Here is a 22,343-nt window from a genome sequence, read left to right as displayed (position 1 = left end):
GTGGGTGGGCGGAAGGGGGGACGGTTGTGCGGGCGAAACGGGCTGGATCGGAGTGGCGGGCGTCAGATCCAGGTACTCGAGACGATCAATGACGGCTTGGCTGACAGCATTGGCCTGATCGTCGTTCTCGACGATGTAGGGAACGATGATGAGGACCAGCTCCTTCTTCTCGGTTACCTTCTTGGTGCTCTTGAACAGATTGCCAAGCAGCGGAATGTCCTTCACCAACGGAATGCCGGTATTGCCTCGGGTATCGTCGTTGCTGATGAGGCCTCCCATGACGATCGTCTGACCATCCTTCAGGGTCAGGGACGTGGTCAGGGCCCGGTTGCGGATCGTCGGCGACGCGGAGGAGGCGGAATTGGACACGGCCGGCGCTTCGTCGCTGGCCTTGCTGACTTCCTGGGTCAGATCGATATCCACACGGTCGTCGGAATAGATGGTGGGCTTGATCTTCAGCAATACGCCGGTCTTGCGATACTGGATCGACTGCAGCAGGTTGGTGTTGCCGCCCGTCTGCTGATTGGAGGTAGTAGTCATGGTGACGGTGGGGATCTCGTCGCCCACGTCCATGGACGCTTCGCTACCGCTCTTGACCAGAAGGCGCGGGGTCGAAAGGATGTTTACGCGGTTGTCCTGCGCCATTGCCGACAGCATGACGCGATTCTGGCCGGCCACATCGAGGAGCCAAGTCAGTCCGCTGCCAGGGCCGCCCTCGCCAGCAGCGCCGCCGGACTTGGCCCCAGACCATACACTGCCGTTGAAGCGGCCGAAGCCCTGCTTGGCGAACCAGTTCAGGCCGACCTCGGTCGTATTGTTCAGGGTGATCTCGGCGATAGTCACCTCGATCATCACCTGGCGCGGGGCGCGGTCCATCTGCCGGATCAGGGTCAGCATGCGCTCCCATTGAGAGGGATCGCCCTGGTAGATGAGGGCGTTGCGCGGCTCGTCCACCTGCAGCAGCCCTGGGACCGGGGGGGCATTGCGGCCGGCGGACTGCTGGGCGGCGACGGGCGCCGGTGCGGTGCCTGCCGTCGCCGGTGGCGGCGTCGCGGCCGCACTCGGGGGTGTCGCGGTACCGCCGAGCACGTTGGCCAGATCCGCGGCCTTGGTGTTCTTCACTTGGTAATAGAACAGCGACTGGGTACCCGCCTGCTGGCTGGGGCGATCAAGTTCCTTTGCCCAGGAAACCGCATAGTCCAGCGTCTCCTGGCTGCTGGTAAAGATCAGCACGGAGTTGACGGCCGGGATCGGCAGCACGATCACGCTCGAGGGCGAGCCGGCCGAGCGGGCGGTGCCGTAACCCTGCGTGTTGAGCACTTCCATCAACTGCACGGCCAACTGCTCGGCGCTCATGAACGCCGGCTCCAGACGGGCGCTGATCCGACCGCGCATCAGAGGACGATCGAATACACGCAGCGCTTCGATTGCCTGCTGCACCTGCGTCGGCTTGCCGCTGATGATGATCGAATTGCGGCCGGACTCATCGAGCACCTTGATGTCCTGGCCGAACAGAGTGTTCAACCAGCGGAGTGCATCGCCGCTGCGGATGACTTCCAGTTCCACCAGCTGGAACACGGGGCGATGGGTCAGCGGGACGGTCGGCGAAGCGCGGCCGCTGATGATCAGCGGCGGATTGGTCGAACTGCCGGGGGTTCCCTTGGTCAGCCGGACCAGCTTGCCTTCGACGCTGACCACGACGCCGTACTCGGCCAGCACCTGGCGGGCCAGCACGAACAGGTCCTGCGGTTTCTGCTTGGCCTCCGAGCGCAGGGTGACCAGTTCCTGCAGGGAGGCCACGTCGGGCGCCATGTTGACGTTCAGGTCGAGCAGGTTGCCGAAGACTTCGTTCGCGAACACCGGTACCGGCACGTTCTGCACATTGACGGTCACCGGTCCGCTGTACATCGGCGGGAGGTCGTCACGCACCTGGGTACCGGCACTGGTCGGTCCTGATTGCCCCACGCGCGGTGTGTCGGTCACCACCAAGCTCTGCGGGCGGCTGTCCGGAGCGCCGATCTGGATCTCGCCAGGCTGGGCGGTTTCGGTCTTTGGCGGCAGCGGCAACGAGGCGGGGATGGTCAAGACGGGCGCAGTGCTGCAGCCGGCCAGCAGCGCCGCACCGAATGCGGCGAGGCCAATCATGGGGCGGCGGTGATGCGTCATTCGTTTGTTCCTTGGTCGGGTACTTCCGTTTCCTCGCATTCGCCGGATATGTCCACGGCTTGGGCTTGGAACAGCTGATACGTGGTAATGCAGGCATCGCGCCGGGTCGTGGCGCGGTCGCCCCTGGCGGACTGAAGGACACTGCCGTCGGGGAGCGTTTCACCGATGGCGACGCGTTGCACCTTGCCCTGGTCATCCGGGGTCATCACCAGAACCGCGGGGCCGGCGTCGTTGACGATGCCGGCCAGGCGCCAAGCGCTTCTCGCGCCGGCGGCTCCCCCTACCTCCCCCTTCCAGCGCAGGCCGCTGGTGACGGCAGCCATGTCCTGGGGGAAGTAGCGTGCGACGTCGGTCGCACTGGGAAGACCCCATTCGTCGCCATTGGCGGCGAGCTTGGGAAGCGGTGGCGGCGGCCAGGCCGCACCGGCGGCCAAGCCGACCACGAGGGCGGCAGCCAGCAGCCACTGTTGGCGACGGACCCTCATGGTTTCTCGGCCCCGGTGACGCGATAGTAGGCGTTGACGGTTAGGTGCACCGTGTTGTTGTCGTCGCTCAAGAGGGTAAGAGTCTCCACGACAACGAGATTGGGGGAGTTCTCGATCTGGCGAAGCAGGCCCAGCGATTGCCGTGGGGAAAGCGCGCCATTCAAGGCGGCGTTGACCCGGATCACATCGGGCATGCCATCCACCGGACCGGACCGGTTGACCCGGATCGTCATGTTCTGCTTCGACTCGAAGCCGGCAGTGATGTTTCGCAGCCAGCTCTGCAGCGCCGCCTGTGCCATCCCGGGCGTGCTGACCCCGGGAAGCTGGGCCTTCAATGCATCGCGCAGCTGCCGGGCGTTCTTTTCCCGCTCCAGCCAGGCGTCCTGCCCCTTCAGCGACAGGATGCGCCTCAGGTTCTGCTCGGCTTCGATGGCGGCCTTCTGCCGGCCGGCACGCCAGCCTTCCATGCTCTGCAGGGCGAACGCCGCAAGCAGCAGTGCGATTGCCACGCCGGCCCACTTCAGCCATGGGCTGGTTTCGAGCTGGCGCTTCAACTCCCGGATCTGTACTTCGAATGCCTTCATGGCGTTTCGCTCCCGACCCGGCCAGGGGGAGGCACGATGGTGGCCTTAATGGTGAGTTCGTTGTCGCGGCCCAGCTCCGTGGTGACGCCCTTGAACATCGGCGAGGCTTCCCAGCTCGAGACGAGCTCCTCGGGATTGCTGCCGGGAGCCAGCAGGTTCACCTCCAGCGTGTCGGGGGTGGGCTGATTCCACTTGGTGACCTGCCAGTCCTTGCCTGCCATCAGTCGGGTGAACTCGGCCATCAGCGAAATGCTGGGCCTGAAGCCCTGCAGCGCCAGCAGCTGATTCACTTCCGCGCTGGCTTCGTCGCTGGCTTCACGGGCATCGAGGATGCGCTTGAGCGGTGCGTCCAGGTCGTTGGCAGCCGACTGCGCGCGCCAGATGTCCAGCTGCGCGCGCGCGATGCCGCCAATCTGGCCGCCAACCAGCAGCAGGAACAACGCTGCCAGAGCCAGCATCACCTTGGGCAGGTACTGGTCCAGCCCGGAAAGCTGCAGTTTCTCGGCGCTGGACGACGCGCGGCTCCAGGAGGTTGCTGCCAACGGGCCGGCGACGGGCTCTGGAACGGCATGTCCTGCGGCGCCTGCCTGGCCGGCACCACGCAGGAAATCCCGCCATTGACCTGCCGTGGGCAACTCTGGCCACCAGCGGCTGGCCTGCAGGTGCCCGGCCTTCCAGGCGCGCGCTTCGAAGCCCTCGGCAAGCTGCAACAACTCCGTACCTTCCTCGCGTGGAAGGCCGACATGGGAGGCTTCCGCGACGAAGCGCTTGCGCTTGCCCGTTTCGGTGGAGGCCAGTGCGGCAACCTTGGCGCGGGACCAGTACCAGATCGCGGCGGTTCCGTCGGGAGTCCAAGCAGCGTCGAAATCGGCATCGGCGAAGGGCGCGGCGCGGCGTACCGCCATGGCCGTGAACTCCTTGCGCTGCTTGACGGGGGCCTTGCTTGCATCGACCGTGGTGAAAAGACACAGCTCGCGGCCGACCAAACAGACCAAGGTGTCGCTTCCGCCACCTTCCAACGGCAGGTTATTGTTGCTTCCCAGGCGTATCCTGCGAGGGGAAAAGCGGTGTCGAAGGCGAGCCAACCACGGCTTGATCGGATTCGTTGCCACGTGGGAGGATGACCTCGTAATCAATACGCCAAGGAGGGCCGTTGACCTCGAAAGGCGTTAGTGTCCAATGCAGAAGATGACGGGCACCGGAACGATGATCCCATAGGATAAGGTTGCCGGAGGGTTTTGCAAAGAGGGCCAGGCCCTCCTCGAAAGCAATGCCTATGCCGAAATTCTGCTGTGCCTGCCAGGTCGACAGGAAGGGGGTGGTACGGCGCAGTTCCACTATGCGGGCCGTGTTCTCGGGCGTCAGCCCCGGGAGCAGCCCCAGGACCTGCGGGGGAGCCGTGTTGATGTTCAGGTCCGCGCCGCGGGTCATGGTGAACATCGACAGCAACTGGGAATCGTCCATTCCGGCCAGAATTTCGTTCCAGCCCAGGACGCGCCGGAGCTCCAGCGGCGTAGCCAGGGTGCGGTTGGTCGGCGGAGGGAGGCCGAGCTTGTCGTACTCGCTCTTTTCGGCGCCGTTGAGGCGGTGCAGTTCGTCCGCGTCCTGGTAATCCAGCAGCTTGGCCTCGAGTCCATCCCACTGGTCGCTTGGAACTCCCATCGACCTGTAGAAGGACTGGCGGAGTATGGGGGCGGCCCAGTTCACGCTCAGCAAGCCGCGGTCGTCCTGCAGGGAGAAGCGCATGTCTTCCAGGCCCTGGTAGGGCGTGCCGTCCAGCCTGATCTCGTTGCCGACGGGCAGCGCGGTGAAGCCATCCGGGTCGTCGAGGTCCATGGCAATGTTGGCTTTGGCGTCCGATTCGTTGACGGTCAGCCCGGCCACGGTCTGGCGCTGGGTCGCGAGCATCAACAGCAGGGTTTCTCGGGTGCCCGCCATCGCCAGTTCGCTCTGGAAGCGGTCGGCGTCGGCCTGGGCGGCGCGGATGGCGCGCTCGGCGGATGTGGCGGTGGCCGCTGCGAGCAGGGCGAGCACCACCAGCACCGCCAATACTATGACCAGCACGAAACCCTGTTCATTCCTGGGGCGGTGGTCAGTCAAGATCGGCCTCGAACGGGTTGAAGCGGGGATTGTGGTCCCCGGCGATGGTGGCCGCCCACAGCCGCTGGCCGCCATCGTCCATTTCCTGCTTCAGGACGATCATCATCGGCAGTTGATCGTGTAGCCCCAGTTTCGGCGGCCATTGCTCGTGCAGGCGGCCTTCCTTGTCCATGTAGCCGAAGCTGGCGCCCGTGGCGCCCGGCAGGGGCAGATCGAGCTTCCGGCCGGATTCCGTCACGGTCAGGAGCTGGTCCGCGCCTTCGCGGTGGATGGACCATTCGACTTCGGTAGCGCCTCCCTGATGGGACTGCACCGGTTGCACGGAGATGCCGGAGAGCCGGTCGCCTGTCCCTTGGAACTCCACTTCCTTCAGTGGGATGAGGCTGCGCAGCGAACTCTCGAGCCAAGCCTCGGTCAGGGTCGTCTGCTGAGTGGCGCCGCTTATGCTGGAAATGGAGGCGTTGGCCCGCCGCCACTGCCCCAGCGACTGGAAGCCGAGGGCGATGGCCATGCCGGCGATCAGCAGCACCACCAGCATTTCCAGGAGCGTGAGGCCATCTTGTCGCCTGGGCATGGCTCAGTCCTCCACAGGCAGGATCGGCCGCGCCGCTTCCCATCCCGTCTTGCGCATGCTGAAGTCGCGCACGACCGTGCCGCTGCGCAGCACTTCCACGTCCACCTCATACAGGCGGAAATCGAACTGCGTGGCGGTGCCCGCACGGCTCATCCCGGTGCGACGCTCGGTGATGGGGCGGGCCTTCCAGCGGATTTCCAGCGGCGGCAGGTCGCGCGAACCCGTGGGATCCTTCATCGGGTTGATGGTCTCGACGATGGCCTTGCCCACGCGGGCATCCTGCAGCGCCTGCGCGCTGGCGCGGGCGCGGCCCAGGGCGAAGGTGCTGGTGGACAGCCATGCGTACAGTGCGAGCAGGCAGGTTGCCATGATGGTCAATGCGACGATCGCTTCCAGCAGCGAGAATCCCTGTTGTCCTTGCCGGAGCGGAAGACGGGAGGTCACGGATCGATCCGCTGGATGCGGCAAAACGGCGCCAGTACCCGGAACTCGACGGTCTGGTATGTGGTGATCAGAGTGCCCTGTGCGTCCGAGCAGGCGCCATTGGCCTGCACCTGCAGGGGGGTATCCATGTGCAACACCCAATCCTGGGGCAGGTCGATCAGTTCGATGCCGCTCTCGGCGTCGGCGGACAGGGGGTTGCCGCTGGCGCGGACCGCACTGGGCAGGCGCTCCAGCTGCTGGATGACATCTTCGACCTGCGTGGCCTCCTGCCAGGACCGGATCATCCTATAGCTCGGGGGGGCGGCGATGGCCGTGGCCATGGCGAGTATGGCCATGACCACGACCATCTCCAGCAGGGTGTAGCCCCGCAGGTGTTGGCTCATTGCTTGGGGAGCTGGCCCAGGTCGGCGTCGTATCCGGTGCCGCCATCCTTGCCGTCGGCGCCGAAGGAATACAGCACGAAGGCATGGGTGCCGGTTGGCTGTGGCGAATACTGGTAAGGATTACCCCACGGGTCGTCCGGCAGGCCATCTTCCAGGTACGGCCCTTTCCAGCGCTGCAGGAGCTTGCTGTCGGCAGGCTGCTGGACCAGCAGCTTCAGGCCCTCTTCCTGCGTGGGGTACCGGCCGATGTCCAGGCGCATGGTTTCCAGCGTGCCCTTGAGCATCTTCACCTGGGTCTCGGCGGTCTGGACCTTGGCCTTGTCAGCTTGGCTGAATAGGCGGGGGCCGACCAGACCCATGATCAGGCCGATGATGACCAGGACCACGATCATTTCCAGCAGGGTGAAACCCTGGATGGCGCGGCGCGCGCGCAGGGCGGTGCCGGAGCGGGGGCGTGCGATGTTCATCGAGGCGGATGCAGGGTGGTAAAAGCGGACGGCAGTCTAGCAGCTTTGCCAAAAGACGCATCGGGGCAGGGGTGTGGCTGTTAACCTATTCAACTGGCAGCAGGCATCGTGTGGTCGTTCATGGTTTACAAGTTCCTTTCCCGCGGCGCCGGGTATCTCGCATTGTGGCGGACCCTGGTGTCGCAGGAGCTGGCGGTGCGCTATCGCGGCACCCTGCTGGGGCGGGCCTGGCCCTTCCTGCTGCCGCTAACCATGCTGGCGGTGTATGGGTTCGTGTTCGGCGCCGTGTTCCGCGCGCGCTGGCCGGGCCTTGCCGAGAATGACCACCTGGGGTTCGCCCTCAACCTTTTCCTCGGCCTGCTGGTCCACGGCCTGCTGGCCGAAACGGTAGGTCAGGCGCCATCTCTCCTGCAGCGCAACAGCAACTTCGTCCGCAAGATCGTGTTCCCGCTGCCGGTGCTGGTGGCCGTTCCGCTGGGCGCGGCACTGGCGCACATGCTGCTGGGGCTGCTCCTGGTCTGTGGGGTCAACGCGGTTTGGGGGACGGGGCTGCACTGGCAGTTGCTCGCCTTGCCGCTGGTCCTCGTTCCCTATCTGGCGATGCTGTACGGCATCGCCATGATCTTCGCCGCGCTCGGGGTCTATCTGCGCGACCTGACCCAGGTGGCATCGGTGCTGGTGACCATCGCGCTCTTCACCGGCGCGGTGCTCTATCCGCGTTCGATGGTGCCCCCCATGCTGGTGGGCGCGGTGGCCATCAATCCCATCAGTTGGCCGGTCGAGGCGCTGCGCCAAGCCGTTTTCCACGGACAATGGCCCGACCTTGCATCGGCGGCAGGCTATTCCGCGGCCGCGCTGGTGGTGCTGGTGATGGGCAGTGCCCTGTTCCGGGCGTTGCGCCCGGGCTTCGCAGATGTGCTCTGATACTTACCCGCTTCCCGATTCAAGCGTGCCCAGGCTTACATGAACACCGCAGCCGATCTTCTCGTCCCGCCCCCCGCGGATGTGTCTTCCCCTGATCTCCTGGGTCAGATGCTGATCGCGCGCGGTGCGATCAGCCCCGTCGACCTGGAGCGGGCGCTCGAACTGCAGGGCAATGTGGGCGGACGCCTGGGCAGTCTGCTGATGCGCATCGGCGCGCTGTCAGAGGAGCAGTTGCTGGCCGTCCTGTCCGAACAGCTCGGCATTCCGCTTGCAGGGCGCGATGTGGTTCTGCCCGAAATCGAGGCTTGGGTGGTGCCCGGCGATGAGCCGGTATCGGTGGATTGGATGCAGGATCAGGAAGTGCTGCTCTGGCAGGATGCCGAGGGCGCTGTCTGGTGTGCCAGCCGCGACCCGCTGGACCCTGGGTTGCAGGAGGCCCTGGCCTATTTGTATCCGGGGGTCTCCATGCGGTGGGCGTTGGCTGCCAACCAGTTGATGGAAAGCACCCTGGACAAGCTGGCCCATGGGTTGGTGGCTTCCGGCTACGGTGGCGACGATGTCCGCCACCTGCGTGAACTGGCCGAGGAAGCGCCGGTGGTCGAGCTGGTCAACAGCCTGCTGGCGCAGGCGGTGGAGCAGCGCGCCTCGGACATCCACCTGGAGCCGGACGAACACCAGTTTATCGTCCGCTTCCGGATCGACGGCGTGCTCTATGCCCGCCTGCAGTTGCCGCGCGAGCGGTTCAATGCCGTGGCCTCGCGCCTGAAGCTGATTTCCGGCATGGACATCGCCGAGCGCCGGTTGCCGCAGGACGGCCGCATGAGCGTGCGCGCCAGCGGCCAAGCCATGGATATCCGCGCATCCGCACTGCCCGGCGTCCACGGCGAGTCCATTGTGCTGCGCCTGCTGCCGAAGGAGCGCAAGGACCTGGGCCTGGAGCGGCTGGGTATGGCGCCGGACCATCTGGCCCTGCTGAGCGCCTGGAGCCGCGAGGCGCACGGGATCATCCTGGTCACCGGCCCTACCGGCTCGGGCAAATCCACCACCCTCTACGCCACCCTGGCTGCCGCCGACGACGGCATGAAGAAGATCATTACCGTTGAGGACCCGGTCGAGTTCCAGTTGCCGCGCATCACCCAGATCCAGACCCATGCGGATATCGGCCTGACCTTCGCCAGCGCCCTGCGCTCCATCCTGCGCCAGGACCCGGACGTGATCATGGTCGGCGAGATCCGCGACCGCGAGACGGCCGAAATCGCCATCCAGTCGGCGCTTACCGGCCATCTGGTGCTGTCCACCGTGCATACCAACGATGCCATCGGCGCCTTCACCCGGTTGATCGACATGGGCGTGGAGCCGTTTCTCGTCGCCACCCCGGTCAAAGGCCTGCAGGCGCAGCGCCTGGTGCGGCGCCTGTGCCCGCATTGCGCCCGTCCGGCCGCGCATGTACTGCCGGCCATCGCGGCCGAGGCCGCGCAATGGGCCGGTCGGGTGCTGGGTGAGACCCCCGCGCAATGGCGCGAGGCGGTCGGTTGCGAACGCTGCCAGCATTCCGGCTACCGGGGCCGCATCGGCATCTACGAGCTGATCCCGGTGGACGAGGAAATGCAGCAGGCCGTGGTGGCCGGTGCCAGCCATGCCGAGCTCAAGGGCATGGCCCGTGCCCGGGGCGGTCGTTTCCTGCGCGAGGATGGGCTGCTCAAGGCCTGGCAGGGGCTGACCTCGGTGGAGGAAGTGCTGCGCGTGACGGCGGTCTGACCCATGCCCCAATACCGTTATAAAGCGTTCAATGCTGAAGGCGCCGCCCTGGAAGGAGTGGTTGCGGCCCAGTCCGAGCGCGAAGCAGCCCGCCAGTTGGAGCGGCGCGGGCTGTCGGTCGTCGCCGTGCAGCCGGCCGAGGCGGCGCGGCGACGGCAGAGGGGGCAGGTTGCACGCCTGCGCCAGCGTGACCTGATCCTGGCCTTCCATGAGCTGTCCACCCTGCTCGGGGCTGGCGTCGGCCTGGCCGAGGCCGTGGCCGCGCAGGTGCGTTCGGTCCACCATCCGCGGCTGGTGGCCGCGTTCGATGGCATCGCCACCGGCCTGCGCCAGGGGCAGGCATTCTCCACGGCCTTGGAGGCTGCCGGCCTGCCATTGCCGCGCTATGTCGCCACGGTGGTGCGCAGCGGCGAGAAATCGGGCTTGCTGGGCCGTGCGTTGCACGACGTGGTGGAGCAGATGGAGTACGACCAGACGGTGCGTTCGGAGATCCGGCAGGCGTTGACCTATCCCGCGGTGCTGATCTGTGCCGGCCTGGGGGCGGTGGTGATGATGTTCACCTTCGTCGTGCCCAAGTTCGCCGCGCTGCTCAAGCGTGCCGACGATCTGCCATGGCTGGCGTCGGCGGTGCTGAATACGGGCATGTTCCTGCGCCAATGGTACGCGGGCGTGCTGTTGCTCGTGGCCGCCCTGGTCACTTGGCTGGTGGTGGTGCTGCGCAACCCGGAGACGCGGGCGCGCTGGCTGGAGGGCCTGGAGCGGCTGCCGGTGCTGGGGGCTTGGCGCGTGGAATCCGAGACCGCCACCTGGGCCAGGGTGTTGGCGACCCTGCTGTCCAATCGCGTCCCCTTGATGGATGCGCTGGGGCTGGCTCGGGCCAGCATCATCGCTCCCGGGCGGCGTGCCCGCTTGGAGGAGGTGTCGCGCAACGTGCGCAATGGCGTCCCCCTGGCCGATGCGCTGGAAGAGCAGCAGACGCTCACAGCGACGGGCTACAACCTGGTCCGCGTGGGCGAGCGCTCGGGCGAGCTGCCGACGATGCTGCAGTCCCTTGCGCGGTTGTGCGAGGACTCCGGCCGTACCCGCATGAAGCAGTTCCTGGCCCTGCTGGAGCCGGTGGCCATCCTGCTGATCGGCGGAGCCATCGGCGTGATCATGATCGGCATCATCCTGGCGATCACCAGCGCCAACGACATCGCAGTCTGAACGCAGGTCCCAGCCCGCGCTGGGGCTGGAAGTGCCTGACGCAGGCCTGTCATCTCCCGGTAACCCGCGTCGCGTGCGATAGGCCCAGCGGCCGGGGCATATCCCGGTGGAGGGTGCAGGGATGCTTGACAAGGCTATTCATTCAAGTGAATCCTGACTGCTTCGCTCATCCCCTCGGCTGGGCGGATGTCAGGTTTCGCAACTCGCCTGAACCGGCGTCTCATCCCACCATCGGTGGTGGTGAACGGCGGAGCCATCGCAAAAAGCCTCGCGCGGGCTTGACGGCCAAGTAAGGCTTGGTTAACGTTCGCCCGGTAGCTTGCCTACGGGGATCATGGGGAAGAATTCTTTTCCACGCTCGCCGGAAGCGACCGGTTTGCCAACGGGCTGGCCCGACGGTACCGGGGTAGGTCAGGTGACCGGTAACGGCTACTGCTGTATCAGGAAGTTTCTTTTTTAGTTAACTAAAAAAACTCAACGGAGTTGATTCACATGACGAAGTTCAACAAGAGCCTGCTGACCGCCGCTGTGGTGGGCGCGCTGGCAATCCCGAGCATTGCCTCGGCTGCGAAGTACCAGTACATCGCTGGCCAGCAGATCACCTACGCCAAGGATCTGTTCGTCGACGACACCAAGTCCATCGACAGCCCGAACGGCCTGCAGCTGATCGCCGAGACCAGCGACAACACCACCAACCGCATCAGCAACATCGCCGGTGGCGACGTGCTGACCGTGAAGGTCACCCTGGGCCAGGGCGCCACCTTCGACAGCACCTACCCGGCTGATACCCTGGTGCAGCTGTTCCTGGAAGGTGCGCAGACCGGCGGCGCCGGCGCTGCCATCGCCTACGTGCCGGGCACCGCCAACTACAACGGCAACGAGCTGAACTTCCAGTACACCGCCACGGGCGCCGGCACCATCGGTGCGGCGGGTGACTACTTCCTGCAGCTGAACAGCGCCAAGATCAAGAACCTGGTCAACGGTCTGTTCACCAACAGCAACATCACCTCGCAGATCACCGTGCAGGATGCCAACGGCATCCAGATCCTGGCCGGCAAGGTCGACTACGCCAAGTCCAAGTGGGGCCTGGTGGTCGAAGCCGATCCGACCCAGGGTAACGTCGCCACCACCATCGACGTCGGTGCCGATCCGCGCAAGACGTTCTTCTCCAGCGTCGGCATCGTGGGTGCGGATGACCAGGCGACCTTCAACGCTGGTAGCGTGACCCTGGACGTGGCCAAGGCGATTGAAACCGCCGGTGCCGCCCCGGGCTCCTACGTCAACAACTTCAGCGCCACGGCTGCCCTGCCGAACTACAACGTCGTGTCCACCGCGGACATCATCGTCAAGGTGACCGGCAACGACCTGACCGCGTTCGGCGGCAACCGCGTGTGGCTGGATCAGAACGCTGGCTGCACCAAGGCTGCCGGTGCCTTCACCAACGGCGTTGTCGCCGCTGGCGTTGCCACCTTCACCAGCCCGGCCAACAGCGCCCTGTGGCAGAACGTCACCAACGCTCCGCCGTCGCCGTCGACCGTGTTCGTGTGCTTCGGCGCCAACCACGCTGCCGAGATGCAGGCCCAGAACCTGGCCGGTTCGCTGGAAGTCAAGTACAACCTGGAACAGCAGCGTGTTGATCCGCCGGTGTACAACTTCGACCTGCTGCCGCTGCGCCTGAACGGCACGACGATCATCTTCCAGAACGTCAACCCGGCCGGCAACCCGACTGCTCAGTCGTTCCTGCGTCTGACCAACAACACCGCGCAGATCTGCCCGATCACCATCGATGCCAAGGACGACGCCGGCAAGCACAGCGGCGAAGTCAAGCTGACCCTGGCTCCGCATGGCTCGAAGCAGGTCAACTCGGAAGTGCTGGAAGGCGCTGCCACCTCTGCTGGCGTGACCGGCGGCTTCGGCGACGGCACCGGCAAGTGGTACGTCCGTGTCACCGCCGAGTGCGCTGACCTGCAGGCTTCGGCTCTGAACCGTCACCAGGACGGCGTGGTCACCGACCTGACCCCGGAAAAGGGTAACGACACCTGGCTGACCCCGACCACCAAGCTGTAATGATGTTCTAAGTGACTGCTTGCAGTCGCTCTGATATCAAGGTGGTACTGAGGCGGATGGCAGCAATGCCATCCGCCTTTTTATTTGCCGTGTTCCACGGCAGGCGACAGGAAAGCCGGGTTCCCTAATGCGGCGTGCATTTTTACGGGTCGCCACGATACCGATAGGGCCGATGACTTCTACGGAGGTGCATCGAGCAGATGAAGCCATGAGCGATGGCGGAGCGCGATCAGAGCAGGGCCGGGGCAGTCGCCGCGCTTTCGGTCATGTCAGGCAGCTATGGAAACGCGTCTCCAATGCCGAAGCCCGGGTGGCCATCGATCAGCCATCGCGTCACGGTGTGCTCCACCTGTCGGGAGGGGATCCCCGTCCCACATGGCAGCGTGCCAAGAGTGAGGAGGCGTTGGTCCCGGCGCTGGCGCCGGTGATCAATACGGTCTGTGCGCGGTACAGCCGTCAGCGACACAACGACAGTTTCGATCCGCGTCCCCCGTGCAACGGACTGATGGCAGCCCGTTGCCGAAGGTTGTCCATTACCCCATGCCAATCCTGTGTCGACGGCAATGGGGTAGTCAGGATGTTATTGCGGGAGTGGCGGGAGCTTGACCGGATCGGCAGCCAGCGCGGCCGCGAATCTGGCCGATTGCTGGACCCACACACGGGCATAGTCTTTGCCATGCGCCGGAGAGGAGGTGTTCTCGCAACGTTGTGGTTTGTTCGGGCAGTACGCCGCCAGCATCTGCCTGGCTTCGGTCTCGATGCCCGGAAGGCTGTTGGCAATGGCCCCGCCGTACTTTTCATTCAGTGCAGCGAGTGTCTCTTCAAGCGCGCCCCGGTGTGGACGCACAGGGCTCTGCTGGGTGAACCATGCAGGCCGATCCTTGCCGTCGAGCAGAGCATATGCCCGCAGCACCCAGGTGACCCGCATCTGCCAAGCGCCATAGCGGATTGCAACCGCGTCGCCACTGTTCGTGCAATTCACCGCCTTGGCCCGCTCCGCATTGGCGGCGACGTCGGCGGAGGAGGCATTCTGCCCGGGCGCCGCTTCGCGGAGCCATGCAAGGCGTTCGGCTTCGGTGGCATCCAGCGCGGTGCGGCTGGTGCGATCCAACCAATGGCATCGATCATCCATGAGTTGCATCCGGGTCAGTTCCAGATGCTGAAGCTGGGCTTGTTGTACCGGACTGGTGGCCGGAGCCGCTGCACCGGCGGTACTTGCGATCAGGCCAATCAGGCCCGTGGAGAAGATGGGCATCAGGTGGTTACTCCTGCGGTCATTGATGGAGAGATGTTGAATAATATCCTCACGTTGCCTGGTCCGGATGCGGGCTGGAGCCGAGGACGTTATCCTGTCCCGCTAACTGCCGTGGCACCATTGAATGACTTCCCCCTCTCCCGCGCTGACGCTGAGCGGCATCGACAAGAAGTACCGCCTGTGGGTGACGCCTGCGAGCCGGCTCTGGGTGCCCGTGTTCTATCGCTTCTCCCGCATTGTGGAGCGGGCAGTGCCGTGGCTGGCGAGCTGGCTCCGGAAGCGGGCGGATCTCCATCTCCATTATCACCAGGCGCTGAACGGAGTCAGCTTCAGTCTGCAGCGGGGTGAAGCGCTGGGCATCGTCGGGCACAACGGCAGCGGCAAGAGCACGCTGCTGCAGATCGTTGCCGGGGTACTTGAACCCAGTGCGGGTACCGTGCAGGTCAATGGTCGGGTGGCGGCGCTGCTGGAGCTGGGGTCGGGATTCAACCCGGAGTTGACCGGGCGCGAGAACGTGCGGGTGAATGCCGCCATCCTGGGCCTGACGTCCGCGCAGGTGCGCGAGCGGATGGACGACATCATCGCTTTCGCGGACATCGGCGATTACATCGACGAACCCGTGAAGACCTACAGCTCGGGCATGGCGCTGCGGCTGGCCTTCGCCGTCCAGGTCCATACCGACCCCGACATCTTGATCGTCGACGAGGCCCTGGCCGTGGGCGACGCCGCCTTCCAGGCCAAGGCCATGGCACGGATCGATCAGATACTTTCGCGTGGGACCACATTGCTTTTCGTCGGTCATGACCTCAACGCGGTCAAGGCCTTCTGCCATCGCGCGATGCTGCTGGAGAAGGGGCGCATCGTGCTGGAGGGATTGCCGGACGAGGTGATCACCGAGTACCTGCATCGCACCCACAAGCGGGTTCTGGCCTCGCAGCAGGATCGCCGGTCCGAAGAACTGGTGAGGATTGACGGTGGCTATGGGCTGGACGACGCGCGTGTGCTGGAGGCCAGCATCAATGACGTCCGGCATGTCTCGGTGCGGCATGGTGAACGCCTGCGGCTGCGCTTCGTCGTACGGCGGCGGGCGGATATCGCCCATCCGGGTCTGATCTTCGATGTGCTGGATGGCCGTGGCCTTCAGCTGACCGGACGACGGGTGGCGTTGCCAGTTGGGGCGGACGACGTCACGGTCGACGTTGGTTTCGACGCGTTGTTCCAGCAGGGCATCTATCGGCTGCGCATGCGCGTCGTGGATTCCCCGTCCATCGAACAGACCGTGGTGCTGTCGCGGCAGGAAGGCTGGCTGTCGTTCGAGGTTGTGGACGACAGCCGCGAGCGTTTCACCGGGCTGTTCCCGGTTCCCATGGAGATCGGGATCGAGCCATGAGTCGTGGTCGGATGCTGTTCCACCGGGACTTCCTTGGTTACACGGGGGGGCACGGCAAGGTCTGGGACTATTTCCGGCATGCGCTGGCATTGGGGTGGGATGCGCGTGTCCATCTGACACCGGGTTCGCTTCGTGACGAGTGCAACCCATGGATGGGCCTGCCCGAACGGATCGAGCGGGAATGGAATCCGCAGGCGTTCGATCTGCTGTTCCTTGCCGGCATGGATTGGACGGTACTACCCGATCGCCGACACCCTCCGCGCCCGGTCATCAATCTTATCCAGGCCGTACGCCATGGCTGGGCGGACCATCCATTGCGTGCTTTCCTTGGGGCTCCCGCGCATCGCATCTGCGTAAGCCACCCTGTGGCAGAGTCCATACTGGCGACTGAGGAGGTCAATGGGCCCGTCATCGTCATCCCTGCGGCGCTGGATCTGCCGGGGGAACTGATTGCGCAGCCTTCCCAGGACGGAGCCGGGCGCGTGCTGATCGCGGGATTGAAGGCTCCGGAGCTCGCACACGCGCTTGCGACGGAGCTACAGGCCCGCGGGATGCGGGTGGCTGTGTGCGACGGGTGGATACCCCGGGTGGAATACCTGGAAAAGGTGGCCGCCGCTACAGTGGTGGTGACCTTGCCACATGCAGCAGAGGGCTTCTATCTGCCGGCACTGGAAGCGATGGCACTTGGCGTGCCGGTTGTGATGACGGACTGCATCGGGTCGCGTGAATACGCGCGCGATGGCATCAACTGCATCCTGTCGACCGCCGAACCTGCGGCGCTCGCGCATGCCGTTGAACGCGCGCTGTTGCCCGAAATTGCCACGCGGCTGCGACGGAAGGGAAGGGAAACGGCGACCTCATATGGCCAAGCGAACGAGCGCCAACGTTTCGCGCAGGTCATCCAGAATGTGGAGAACAGCGAGTCTTGAAGCCACGGAACATCATCCTGACGGGGGTGCCCCGCTCCGGAACCACACTGTGTTGCAATCTGCTGGGACAGGCACCGGATACGGTCGCGCTGTTCGAACCGATGCCCGTGCATGAGTTGCCCAGGCAGCACGCCGCGGCGGTTGGCGCGATCCGGGACTTCTTCCTGGCGTCGCGCGCCAGCTTGCTCGAATCCGGAACCGCGACCAGCCAGCAGGTCGATGGCCGGGTTCCGGACAACCCGTTCGGGAGCAATGTGGACGCGGATGGCCTGCGCATAAGAACGGCACAGCTTGGAGACATCCGGGTCGAAAAGGCCCTGTCCGGCGAGTTCAGTCTGGTCATCAAGCACAATGCCGCGTTTACCGCCCTGCTCCCCGAACTGGTGCGGGAATTCGAGTGCTATGCCGTAGTGCGCAATCCCTTGGCTGTTCTGGCCTCCTGGAACTCCGTGAATCTGCCGGTGACTGCCGGCAGATTGCCTGCGGGTGAGAGGTTGTCCCCGGAACTGGCGGCCCGGTTGGATGCCGAGCCGGATGTACTGGAGCGCCAACTGCACCTTCTGGACTGGCTGTTCGCGCGCTTCGATCACTATCTGCCTGGTGAGCGCATCTTGCGCTACGAACAGGTGGTCGCCACCGGTGGCCAAGCCCTTGCCTCTGCAACGGGAGTCGCAGTTCCGTTGCTGCCTCTGCGCAACCGCAATGCGAGCAGGTTGTACGACGCCGACGCATGCCGGCGTTATGCCGAGCGCCTGCATCGGCACGATGGCCCGTGGCGGCGCTTCTATGGAAGCGAGGACGTGGCAAGCGCGCTGGACGTGCTGCAGGGGGGGATGTGAGCGGGCCACGTGTCAGCTTCGTGATCGGCGGTGTACAGAAAGGAGGCACCACCGCGCTGGCGCGTTATGTCGGCGTGCATCCACAGGTGGCGCTGCCGCGCACCAAGGAGGCGCACGTTTTCGACGACCCCGCTTTCGACGACACCTGGACGTCGGAGGATGTCGACCGCGTCTATGCGCAGCATTTTGATACGGATGGCGCAGAAGTATTGGTGGGCGACGCGACGCCGATCTACATTCTCCATCCCGCGCTGGTCGCGCGGATCGCCCGCTATAACCCCGCGATGAAGTGGGTGGTGATCCTGCGGCATCCGCTGGAGCGCGCGCTGTCGCAGCACAGCATGGAAGCGGGCCGTGGCGACGAAACCTGGCCGTTCTGGGGGGCGATGCTGCTGGAGCGGCTGCGCCTTCGCGGACACACTGACGATTTTGCATGGGGCTCGCCGCTGCGCCACCACAGTTATCGGCTGCGTGGCGACTACGCGCGCCAACTGGACGTACTTTTCCGGCATTTTCCGCGCGAGCAGGTACTGGTGCTGCGCAACGAGCGACTGGCTGATCTGCCGGAGGCTACCATGCGACAAGTATGGGGTTTCCTCGGCCTGCAAGTGCCAGCGCATGCGGACTATCCGCGGGTATTCGAGGGCGATTACCAGCGGTTGCGCCGTGGAGGATTGCGTTGGCGTCTCTACTGCCGCTTGTTCAGGCGCGAGTTGCGCGATCAGGCAGCGGGCCATGGTATCCGCTGGTAGGCGGGGCGGTTGCATGCCGTCGGCATGTACCCCGGTAGAATGACCCCGGATGATAAGTCGGCCATGCGCGTGCCGCAGTCCCAGATACGGAAGGTTTGTCCATGAAAAAAGGAACTGCAGAACCGGGTGCATTGATCGTGCTCGGCATGCACCGCAGCGGTACGTCGGCCCTGGCCGGAACCTTCAGCATGCTCGGTTTCAGCCTGGGAGACGATCTGTTGCCCGCGGTGGCCGACGACAACCCCAAGGGCTACTTCGAGCACAACCAGGTGGTCGCGGTGCACGATCGCCTGTTTGCCAGTTTCGGCATGGATTGGCAGGATTTGCGTGCGCTGCCCCAGGGCTGGTTGCAGCGGCCCGCTGCACTGCAGGCCCGATCCGAACTGCGGGAGATACTGGCCGCGTTGATGGCCGACGGCCAGACGGCTGTGATCAAGGATCCGCGCCTGTGCCGTTTTGTGCCGCTGTGGCGCGACCTGTTGGCGGAAATGGGAGCGCGTGCGCATTTCGCTTTCATCGCGCGGCATCCGGTGGAGGTGGCCGCCTCGCTGCGGCGTCGGGGAGGAATGTCCGATTACCGGGCGGGCCTGTTGTCGATGACCTACCAGATGGAAGCCGAACAGGCCACGCGTGGCGCCAGTCGCCTGTTCCTGACCTATGAGGACCTGATCGCTGATTGGCGCACACAGATCGCACGCTGCAATGCCGTCTTTGGACTGGAGCCAATACCCACGGATCCGGCCTCCACCACAGCGGTGGAGGGCTTTCTCGACGCGCAGTTGCGCAACCATCGTGCCACGGAAGAGTTCGCACTCGACCCGGATGCGGTAGCCCTTTACCGCTGCATCCAGTCCGCTGCGCATGGCGAAGCCCTCGACCTGCCAGCGGCATTCGATGAGATCAGGCCGCGCTTCGAGGCTTCCCGGCGGGGTTATGAAGCAGCGCTGGATACCGCGCTGTCGGCCATCGAACTGGACCGACAACGCCACGTGCCTGCCTGGAGTGAAGGGCTGGGTCTGGCCAGTGCATGGAATGCGCCCCCGATGGCTGCGCTTCCCGCTTCCGCGTCCCGGTTGTACCTGCGCAGCAACGACGGCGCCTACAGCGAAGACCAGATGCTGTCCGCGCAGGCGACGATGGCCCCTGACGGCATCGCGCATGCATCGTTCGTGGTAGATCCGGCGTTGCCGATGGATCGATTGCGCTTCGATCCGGACAGTCGCGCCGGCGCCTACGCGGTGACCGAACTGCGCGTTGGCGGACAGCCGGTGACGGATCTGCCATCGCGCGTGCGGGTGATGCACGAGCATCGCCTCGCTCCCTGTGTCGCCGACCAGATCGCCTGGGCCAGCGATGACGACGATCCGTGGATGGAGCTGGACCTGTCCGGGCTGGAACATCTGCGGACGACACAACAACCGGTGGAAGTGGAACTGCGGTTCCGACGGCTGACAGCATTCAACGTCGCTGACGAAGCTGCCGCCTTGCGGCATTCCCGGCAGCTGGAGCGCATGGACGCTCTGCACACGACCGCCAAGGAACAGGCGGCCGGTATCAGGCAGGCGCAGTCGTCCCTTGCCGATTCCGTGCGGGAGACGCATGCGGCGCAGGTCGATCTCATACGGCAGACGCTGGCATCGCAGATGGTCCGCCACGACGCCCTTGCTTCCCAGCTTGGCGCGTTGTCGGATGTGCTGATGGAGCTCAAGCGGCGTTCCGATCGGCCGGTCCTGTATCGCCTGAACCGGCAATGGCAGGCGAGAAGGCTGCGCAGCGCGCAGCGTGCCAGCGGCTGGAAAATGCAGATCGAGCCGTTGGCCAATGTGGCGTTATCCGCGGAGGGACGGTGGCGAAGCAGTCAGCGTGACCCCCAGTTCAACCTGCGTATGGCCGGGACGGCGATATTGGGTGCGGTCGTTCCGCCAGGCTGGTACGTACTGACGATCGACGGCAGGGCCTGCGAGGGACGGCTGGAAAATCCCTGCCTGTATCCCGATCATGGCCGAGGTACGAACGATTCCGAACGTGTCGGTCTGCTTCCTTACGATGCTGCTGGTCGCAGCGAAACCGTCCTGTACCTGGCGGCTGGCCTGCGTTCTCTGCGGCTTGATCCCAGCGACGAGGATGCCTGCTTCGATATCGACGTCCGCTTGCGGCCTGTAGCGCGTCCTTTGGCATGGCTGCACATGCTGCGGCGTGTGCTCCGCGCGCGCGGCGGCGGCCTTGCCCAGGGGATGCGGCTGTCATGGTCGATGCTGGCAACCGGGCTCAGGGGAGGTCATGGCGCCGTGCGCCGGCGTTGTCTGGCGGACTACCAGGCGCTGCAACCCCGGCTTTCCAGCGACTATGCCCGATGGTTGGGCCGAAACGAGCCTTCGCTTGCTGCCTTCGATATCGCCACGCGCATCGACGCATTGCAGCGCCATCCTCTCTTGTCGGTGGTCATGCCGGTCTACCAGGCGCCGGAACGCTGGTTGCGCCGTGCGCTGGACAGCGTGCTTGAGCAGCACTATCCGTACTGGGAACTGTGTATTTCCGACGACGCTTCGCCGTCGCCGCACGTACGCGCGGTGCTCGACGAATACCAGCGCCGCGACCCGAGGATCAAGGTCGTCTACCGGAAGGAGAATGGGCATATCTCCGCGTCGTCGAATTCGGCGCTCGAGGTGGCCACAGGCGAGTACATGGCTCTGCTGGACCATGACGACGAACTGCATCCTGAGGCATTGCTTCTTGTGGCCGAGGCAGTCTGCCGCAATCCGAACGCCAAGCTGCTCTACAGCGACGAGGACAAGATCGACGAAGAGGGCAACCGGTTCGATCCCTATTTCAAGCCGGACTGGAACTACGACCTGTTTCTGGGCCAGAACTGCATTTCGCACCTGGGCGTGTACTCGTTGCAGTTGGTGCGCGAACTCGGTGGCTTCCGCAAGGGGCTGGAAGGCTCCCAGGACTGGGATCTGGCATTGCGTTGCGTGGAGCGGATCGCTCCTGCTGAGATCGTCCATATCCCGCGCATCCTTTACCACTGGCGGGCGATCCAGGGATCGACCGCGTTGGCGGCTGGCGAGAAGAATTACGCCGTGGTGGCCGGCTGCCGCGCAGTGGAAGAGCATCTGCAGCGCACGAGGCAGGAATGCGAAGTGAGCATCCTGCCGGCCAGCATGCTGCGGATACGGCGTGCCATGCCGTCGAAGGCACCCAAGGTGAGTCTGGTCATTCCTACCCGCGACCGCGTGGACCTGCTGCGCATGTGCGTGGACAGCATCCTGGAGCGCAGCAGCTATCCCGACTACGAAATCCTGGTGGTGGACAACGGTTCGGCCGAACCGGAGACGCTGGACTACTTCGCCCGGATTTCCACGCTTGCCAATGTGCGTGTCCTGTCCTATCCCGGCGAATTCAACTACTCGGCGATCAACAACTTCGCCGTTGCGCAGGCTGGGGGAGAAGTCATCGGGCTGGTCAACAATGACATCGAAGTCATCTCCGCCGACTGGATGGAGGAGATGGTCGCGCATGCGATGCGTCCGGACGTGGGTGTCGTGGGGGCAATGCTCTATTACCCCGACGATACGATCCAGCATGCAGGCGTGCTGGTCGGCCTTGGCGGCGTGGCAGGACACATCGGCAGCCGGCTGCCACGCGGCAGCCAGGGTTATTTTGGACGCTTGCTGCTCACCCAGGAATTGTCGGCGGTGACCGCGGCCTGCCTGCTGGTACGCAGGTCGGTATACGACGAGGTTGGCGGGCTGGACGAGCGCCTGCGGGTGGCTTTCAACGATGTCGATCTGTGCCTGCGTATCCGCTCGCGGGGCTATCGCAACCTATGGACGCCGTTCGCCGAGCTTTACCATCACGAATCTGCATCGCGCGGTCTGGAGGACAATCCCGTCAAGCAGGCCAGGTTCATGTCGGAAGTGGAGTTCATGCGGGAGCGTTGGGGCGCGGCCCTGCGGCACGACCCGGCCTACAATCCCAACCTTTCCCTGTCCAAGCCCTTTTTCCTGGAGTCCTGAC

19 protein-coding genes are annotated in these 22,343 nt (G+C 64.8%); 9 read left to right on the top strand and 10 right to left on the bottom strand.

Annotation, left to right across the window (positions count from 1 at the left end):
• The 9 genes from CQ393_RS15835 to gspG form a co-directional block, all read right to left on the bottom strand.
• On the bottom strand, window positions 1–2,166 hold a 2,166-nt coding region (locus CQ393_RS15835; RefSeq protein ID WP_194269693.1), incomplete at its 3' end, for a type II secretion system protein GspD.
• Window positions 2,163–2,651, bottom strand: a complete 489-nt coding sequence (locus CQ393_RS15830; RefSeq protein WP_153192885.1) for a hypothetical protein — start codon at window positions 2,649–2,651, stop codon at window positions 2,163–2,165. The genes CQ393_RS15835 and CQ393_RS15830, both read right to left, overlap by 4 nt.
• A complete protein-coding gene (locus CQ393_RS15825) occupies window positions 2,648–3,235 on the bottom strand; it encodes a hypothetical protein (protein WP_153192884.1) in 588 nt (195 codons plus the stop codon). Before CQ393_RS15825 ends, CQ393_RS15830 begins: the two co-directional genes overlap by 4 nt.
• The gene (locus CQ393_RS15820) at window positions 3,232–4,230 is read right to left on the bottom strand and encodes a hypothetical protein (protein WP_153192882.1); all 999 of its coding nucleotides are present in this window, start codon (window positions 4,228–4,230) and stop codon (window positions 3,232–3,234) included. Before CQ393_RS15820 ends, CQ393_RS15825 begins: the two co-directional genes overlap by 4 nt.
• Window positions 4,231–4,261: 31 nt before the next feature.
• The gene (locus CQ393_RS15815; protein ID WP_194269692.1) at window positions 4,262–5,335 is read right to left on the bottom strand and encodes a type II secretion system protein GspK; all 1,074 of its coding nucleotides are present in this window, start codon (window positions 5,333–5,335) and stop codon (window positions 4,262–4,264) included.
• Window positions 5,328–5,909, bottom strand: coding sequence for a prepilin-type N-terminal cleavage/methylation domain-containing protein (locus CQ393_RS15810; protein WP_153192878.1), 582 nt, complete (start codon window positions 5,907–5,909; stop codon window positions 5,328–5,330). The genes CQ393_RS15815 and CQ393_RS15810 overlap by 8 nt, the downstream gene beginning before the upstream one ends.
• A 3-nt stretch (window positions 5,910–5,912) precedes the next feature.
• Window positions 5,913–6,353 carry a prepilin-type N-terminal cleavage/methylation domain-containing protein gene (locus tag CQ393_RS18105; protein WP_194269691.1) on the bottom strand — a complete coding sequence of 147 codons (441 nt, stop codon included), beginning with the start codon at window positions 6,351–6,353 and terminating at the stop codon, window positions 5,913–5,915.
• Complete coding sequence (locus CQ393_RS15800; protein WP_153192874.1) at window positions 6,350–6,736, bottom strand: type II secretion system protein; 387 nt, start codon at window positions 6,734–6,736, stop codon at window positions 6,350–6,352. Before CQ393_RS15800 ends, CQ393_RS18105 begins: the two co-directional genes overlap by 4 nt.
• Window positions 6,733–7,203, bottom strand: coding sequence for a type II secretion system major pseudopilin GspG (gene gspG / locus CQ393_RS15795; protein WP_153192872.1), 471 nt, complete (start codon window positions 7,201–7,203; stop codon window positions 6,733–6,735). The genes CQ393_RS15800 and gspG overlap by 4 nt, the downstream gene beginning before the upstream one ends.
• Before the next feature lie 120 nt (window positions 7,204–7,323).
• On the opposite strand from gspG, the gene CQ393_RS15790 reads away from it, so the two are divergent.
• From CQ393_RS15790 to CQ393_RS15775, 4 genes are all read left to right on the top strand, one after another.
• A complete protein-coding gene (locus tag CQ393_RS15790; protein ID WP_153192870.1) occupies window positions 7,324–8,127 on the top strand; it encodes an ABC transporter permease in 804 nt (267 codons plus the stop codon).
• Between the two features lie 39 nt (window positions 8,128–8,166).
• Entirely contained in the window at window positions 8,167–9,885 is a 1,719-nt protein-coding gene (locus tag CQ393_RS15785; RefSeq protein WP_153192868.1) for a GspE/PulE family protein, read from the top strand.
• 3 nt (window positions 9,886–9,888) lie between these two features.
• Window positions 9,889–11,091, top strand: coding sequence for a type II secretion system F family protein (locus CQ393_RS15780; RefSeq protein WP_153192866.1), 1,203 nt, complete (start codon window positions 9,889–9,891; stop codon window positions 11,089–11,091).
• Between the two features lie 492 nt (window positions 11,092–11,583).
• A complete protein-coding gene (locus tag CQ393_RS15775; RefSeq protein WP_153192864.1) occupies window positions 11,584–13,158 on the top strand; it encodes a hypothetical protein in 1,575 nt (524 codons plus the stop codon).
• A 580-nt stretch (window positions 13,159–13,738) separates the two neighbouring features.
• Here CQ393_RS15775 and CQ393_RS15770 read toward each other — a convergent pair.
• A complete protein-coding gene (locus tag CQ393_RS15770; protein WP_153192863.1) occupies window positions 13,739–14,413 on the bottom strand; it encodes a hypothetical protein in 675 nt (224 codons plus the stop codon).
• Between the two features lie 124 nt (window positions 14,414–14,537).
• On the opposite strand from CQ393_RS15770, the gene CQ393_RS15765 reads away from it, so the two are divergent.
• The 5 genes from CQ393_RS15765 (at window position 14,538) to CQ393_RS15745 (ending at window position 22,342) form a co-directional block, all read left to right on the top strand.
• Window positions 14,538–15,803 carry an ABC transporter ATP-binding protein gene (locus CQ393_RS15765; RefSeq protein WP_153192861.1) on the top strand — a complete coding sequence of 422 codons (1,266 nt, stop codon included), beginning with the start codon at window positions 14,538–14,540 and terminating at the stop codon, window positions 15,801–15,803.
• Window positions 15,804–15,814: 11 nt separating this feature from the next.
• Window positions 15,815–16,732, top strand: coding sequence for a glycosyltransferase (locus tag CQ393_RS15760; protein WP_194269690.1), 918 nt, complete (start codon window positions 15,815–15,817; stop codon window positions 16,730–16,732).
• Entirely contained in the window at window positions 16,729–17,571 is an 843-nt protein-coding gene (locus CQ393_RS15755; protein WP_153192856.1) for a hypothetical protein, read from the top strand. Before CQ393_RS15760 ends, CQ393_RS15755 begins: the two co-directional genes overlap by 4 nt.
• On the top strand, window positions 17,568–18,323 hold the full coding sequence (locus tag CQ393_RS15750; RefSeq protein ID WP_343200003.1) for a sulfotransferase: 756 nt from the start codon (window positions 17,568–17,570) through the stop codon (window positions 18,321–18,323). Before CQ393_RS15755 ends, CQ393_RS15750 begins: the two co-directional genes overlap by 4 nt.
• 101 nt (window positions 18,324–18,424) lie before the next feature.
• Window positions 18,425–22,342: a glycosyltransferase gene (locus CQ393_RS15745; protein ID WP_153192853.1), complete on the top strand. Its 3,918-nt coding sequence runs from the start codon at window positions 18,425–18,427 to the stop codon at window positions 22,340–22,342.
• Window position 22,343 lies beyond the last annotated feature (1 nt).

Origin of the sequence: Stenotrophomonas sp. MYb238 (genome assembly GCF_009496535.1) — a bacterium.
Classification (GTDB): Bacteria; Pseudomonadota; Gammaproteobacteria; order Xanthomonadales; family Xanthomonadaceae; genus Stenotrophomonas.
Note: the sequence above shows the minus strand (reverse complement) of the source record. Positions and strands in the feature narration are given on the sequence as shown.

Excerpts from the sequence above, each read along its gene's own strand:
- CQ393_RS15830 (WP_153192885.1), bottom strand. The coding sequence starts at position 2,651 with ATGAGGGTCCGTCGCCAACAGTGGCTGCTGGCTGCCGCCCTCGTGGTC.
- CQ393_RS15825 (WP_153192884.1), bottom strand. The coding sequence starts at position 3,235 with ATGAAGGCATTCGAAGTACAGATCCGGGAGTTGAAGCGCCAGCTCGAA.
- CQ393_RS15810 (WP_153192878.1), bottom strand. The coding sequence starts at position 5,909 with ATGCCCAGGCGACAAGATGGCCTCACGCTCCTGGAAATGCTGGTGGTG.
- CQ393_RS15800 (WP_153192874.1), bottom strand. The coding sequence starts at position 6,736 with ATGAGCCAACACCTGCGGGGCTACACCCTGCTGGAGATGGTCGTGGTC.
- gspG (WP_153192872.1), bottom strand. The coding sequence starts at position 7,203 with ATGAACATCGCACGCCCCCGCTCCGGCACCGCCCTGCGCGCGCGCCGC.
- CQ393_RS15790 (WP_153192870.1), top strand. The coding sequence starts at position 7,324 with ATGGTTTACAAGTTCCTTTCCCGCGGCGCCGGGTATCTCGCATTGTGG.
- CQ393_RS15785 (WP_153192868.1), top strand. The coding sequence starts at position 8,167 with ATGAACACCGCAGCCGATCTTCTCGTCCCGCCCCCCGCGGATGTGTCT.
- CQ393_RS15780 (WP_153192866.1), top strand. The coding sequence starts at position 9,889 with ATGCCCCAATACCGTTATAAAGCGTTCAATGCTGAAGGCGCCGCCCTG.
- CQ393_RS15775 (WP_153192864.1), top strand. The coding sequence starts at position 11,584 with ATGACGAAGTTCAACAAGAGCCTGCTGACCGCCGCTGTGGTGGGCGCG.
- CQ393_RS15770 (WP_153192863.1), bottom strand. The coding sequence starts at position 14,413 with ATGCCCATCTTCTCCACGGGCCTGATTGGCCTGATCGCAAGTACCGCC.
- CQ393_RS15765 (WP_153192861.1), top strand. The coding sequence starts at position 14,538 with ATGACTTCCCCCTCTCCCGCGCTGACGCTGAGCGGCATCGACAAGAAG.
- CQ393_RS15760 (WP_194269690.1), top strand. The coding sequence starts at position 15,815 with ATGCTGTTCCACCGGGACTTCCTTGGTTACACGGGGGGGCACGGCAAG.
- CQ393_RS15745 (WP_153192853.1), top strand. The coding sequence starts at position 18,425 with ATGAAAAAAGGAACTGCAGAACCGGGTGCATTGATCGTGCTCGGCATG.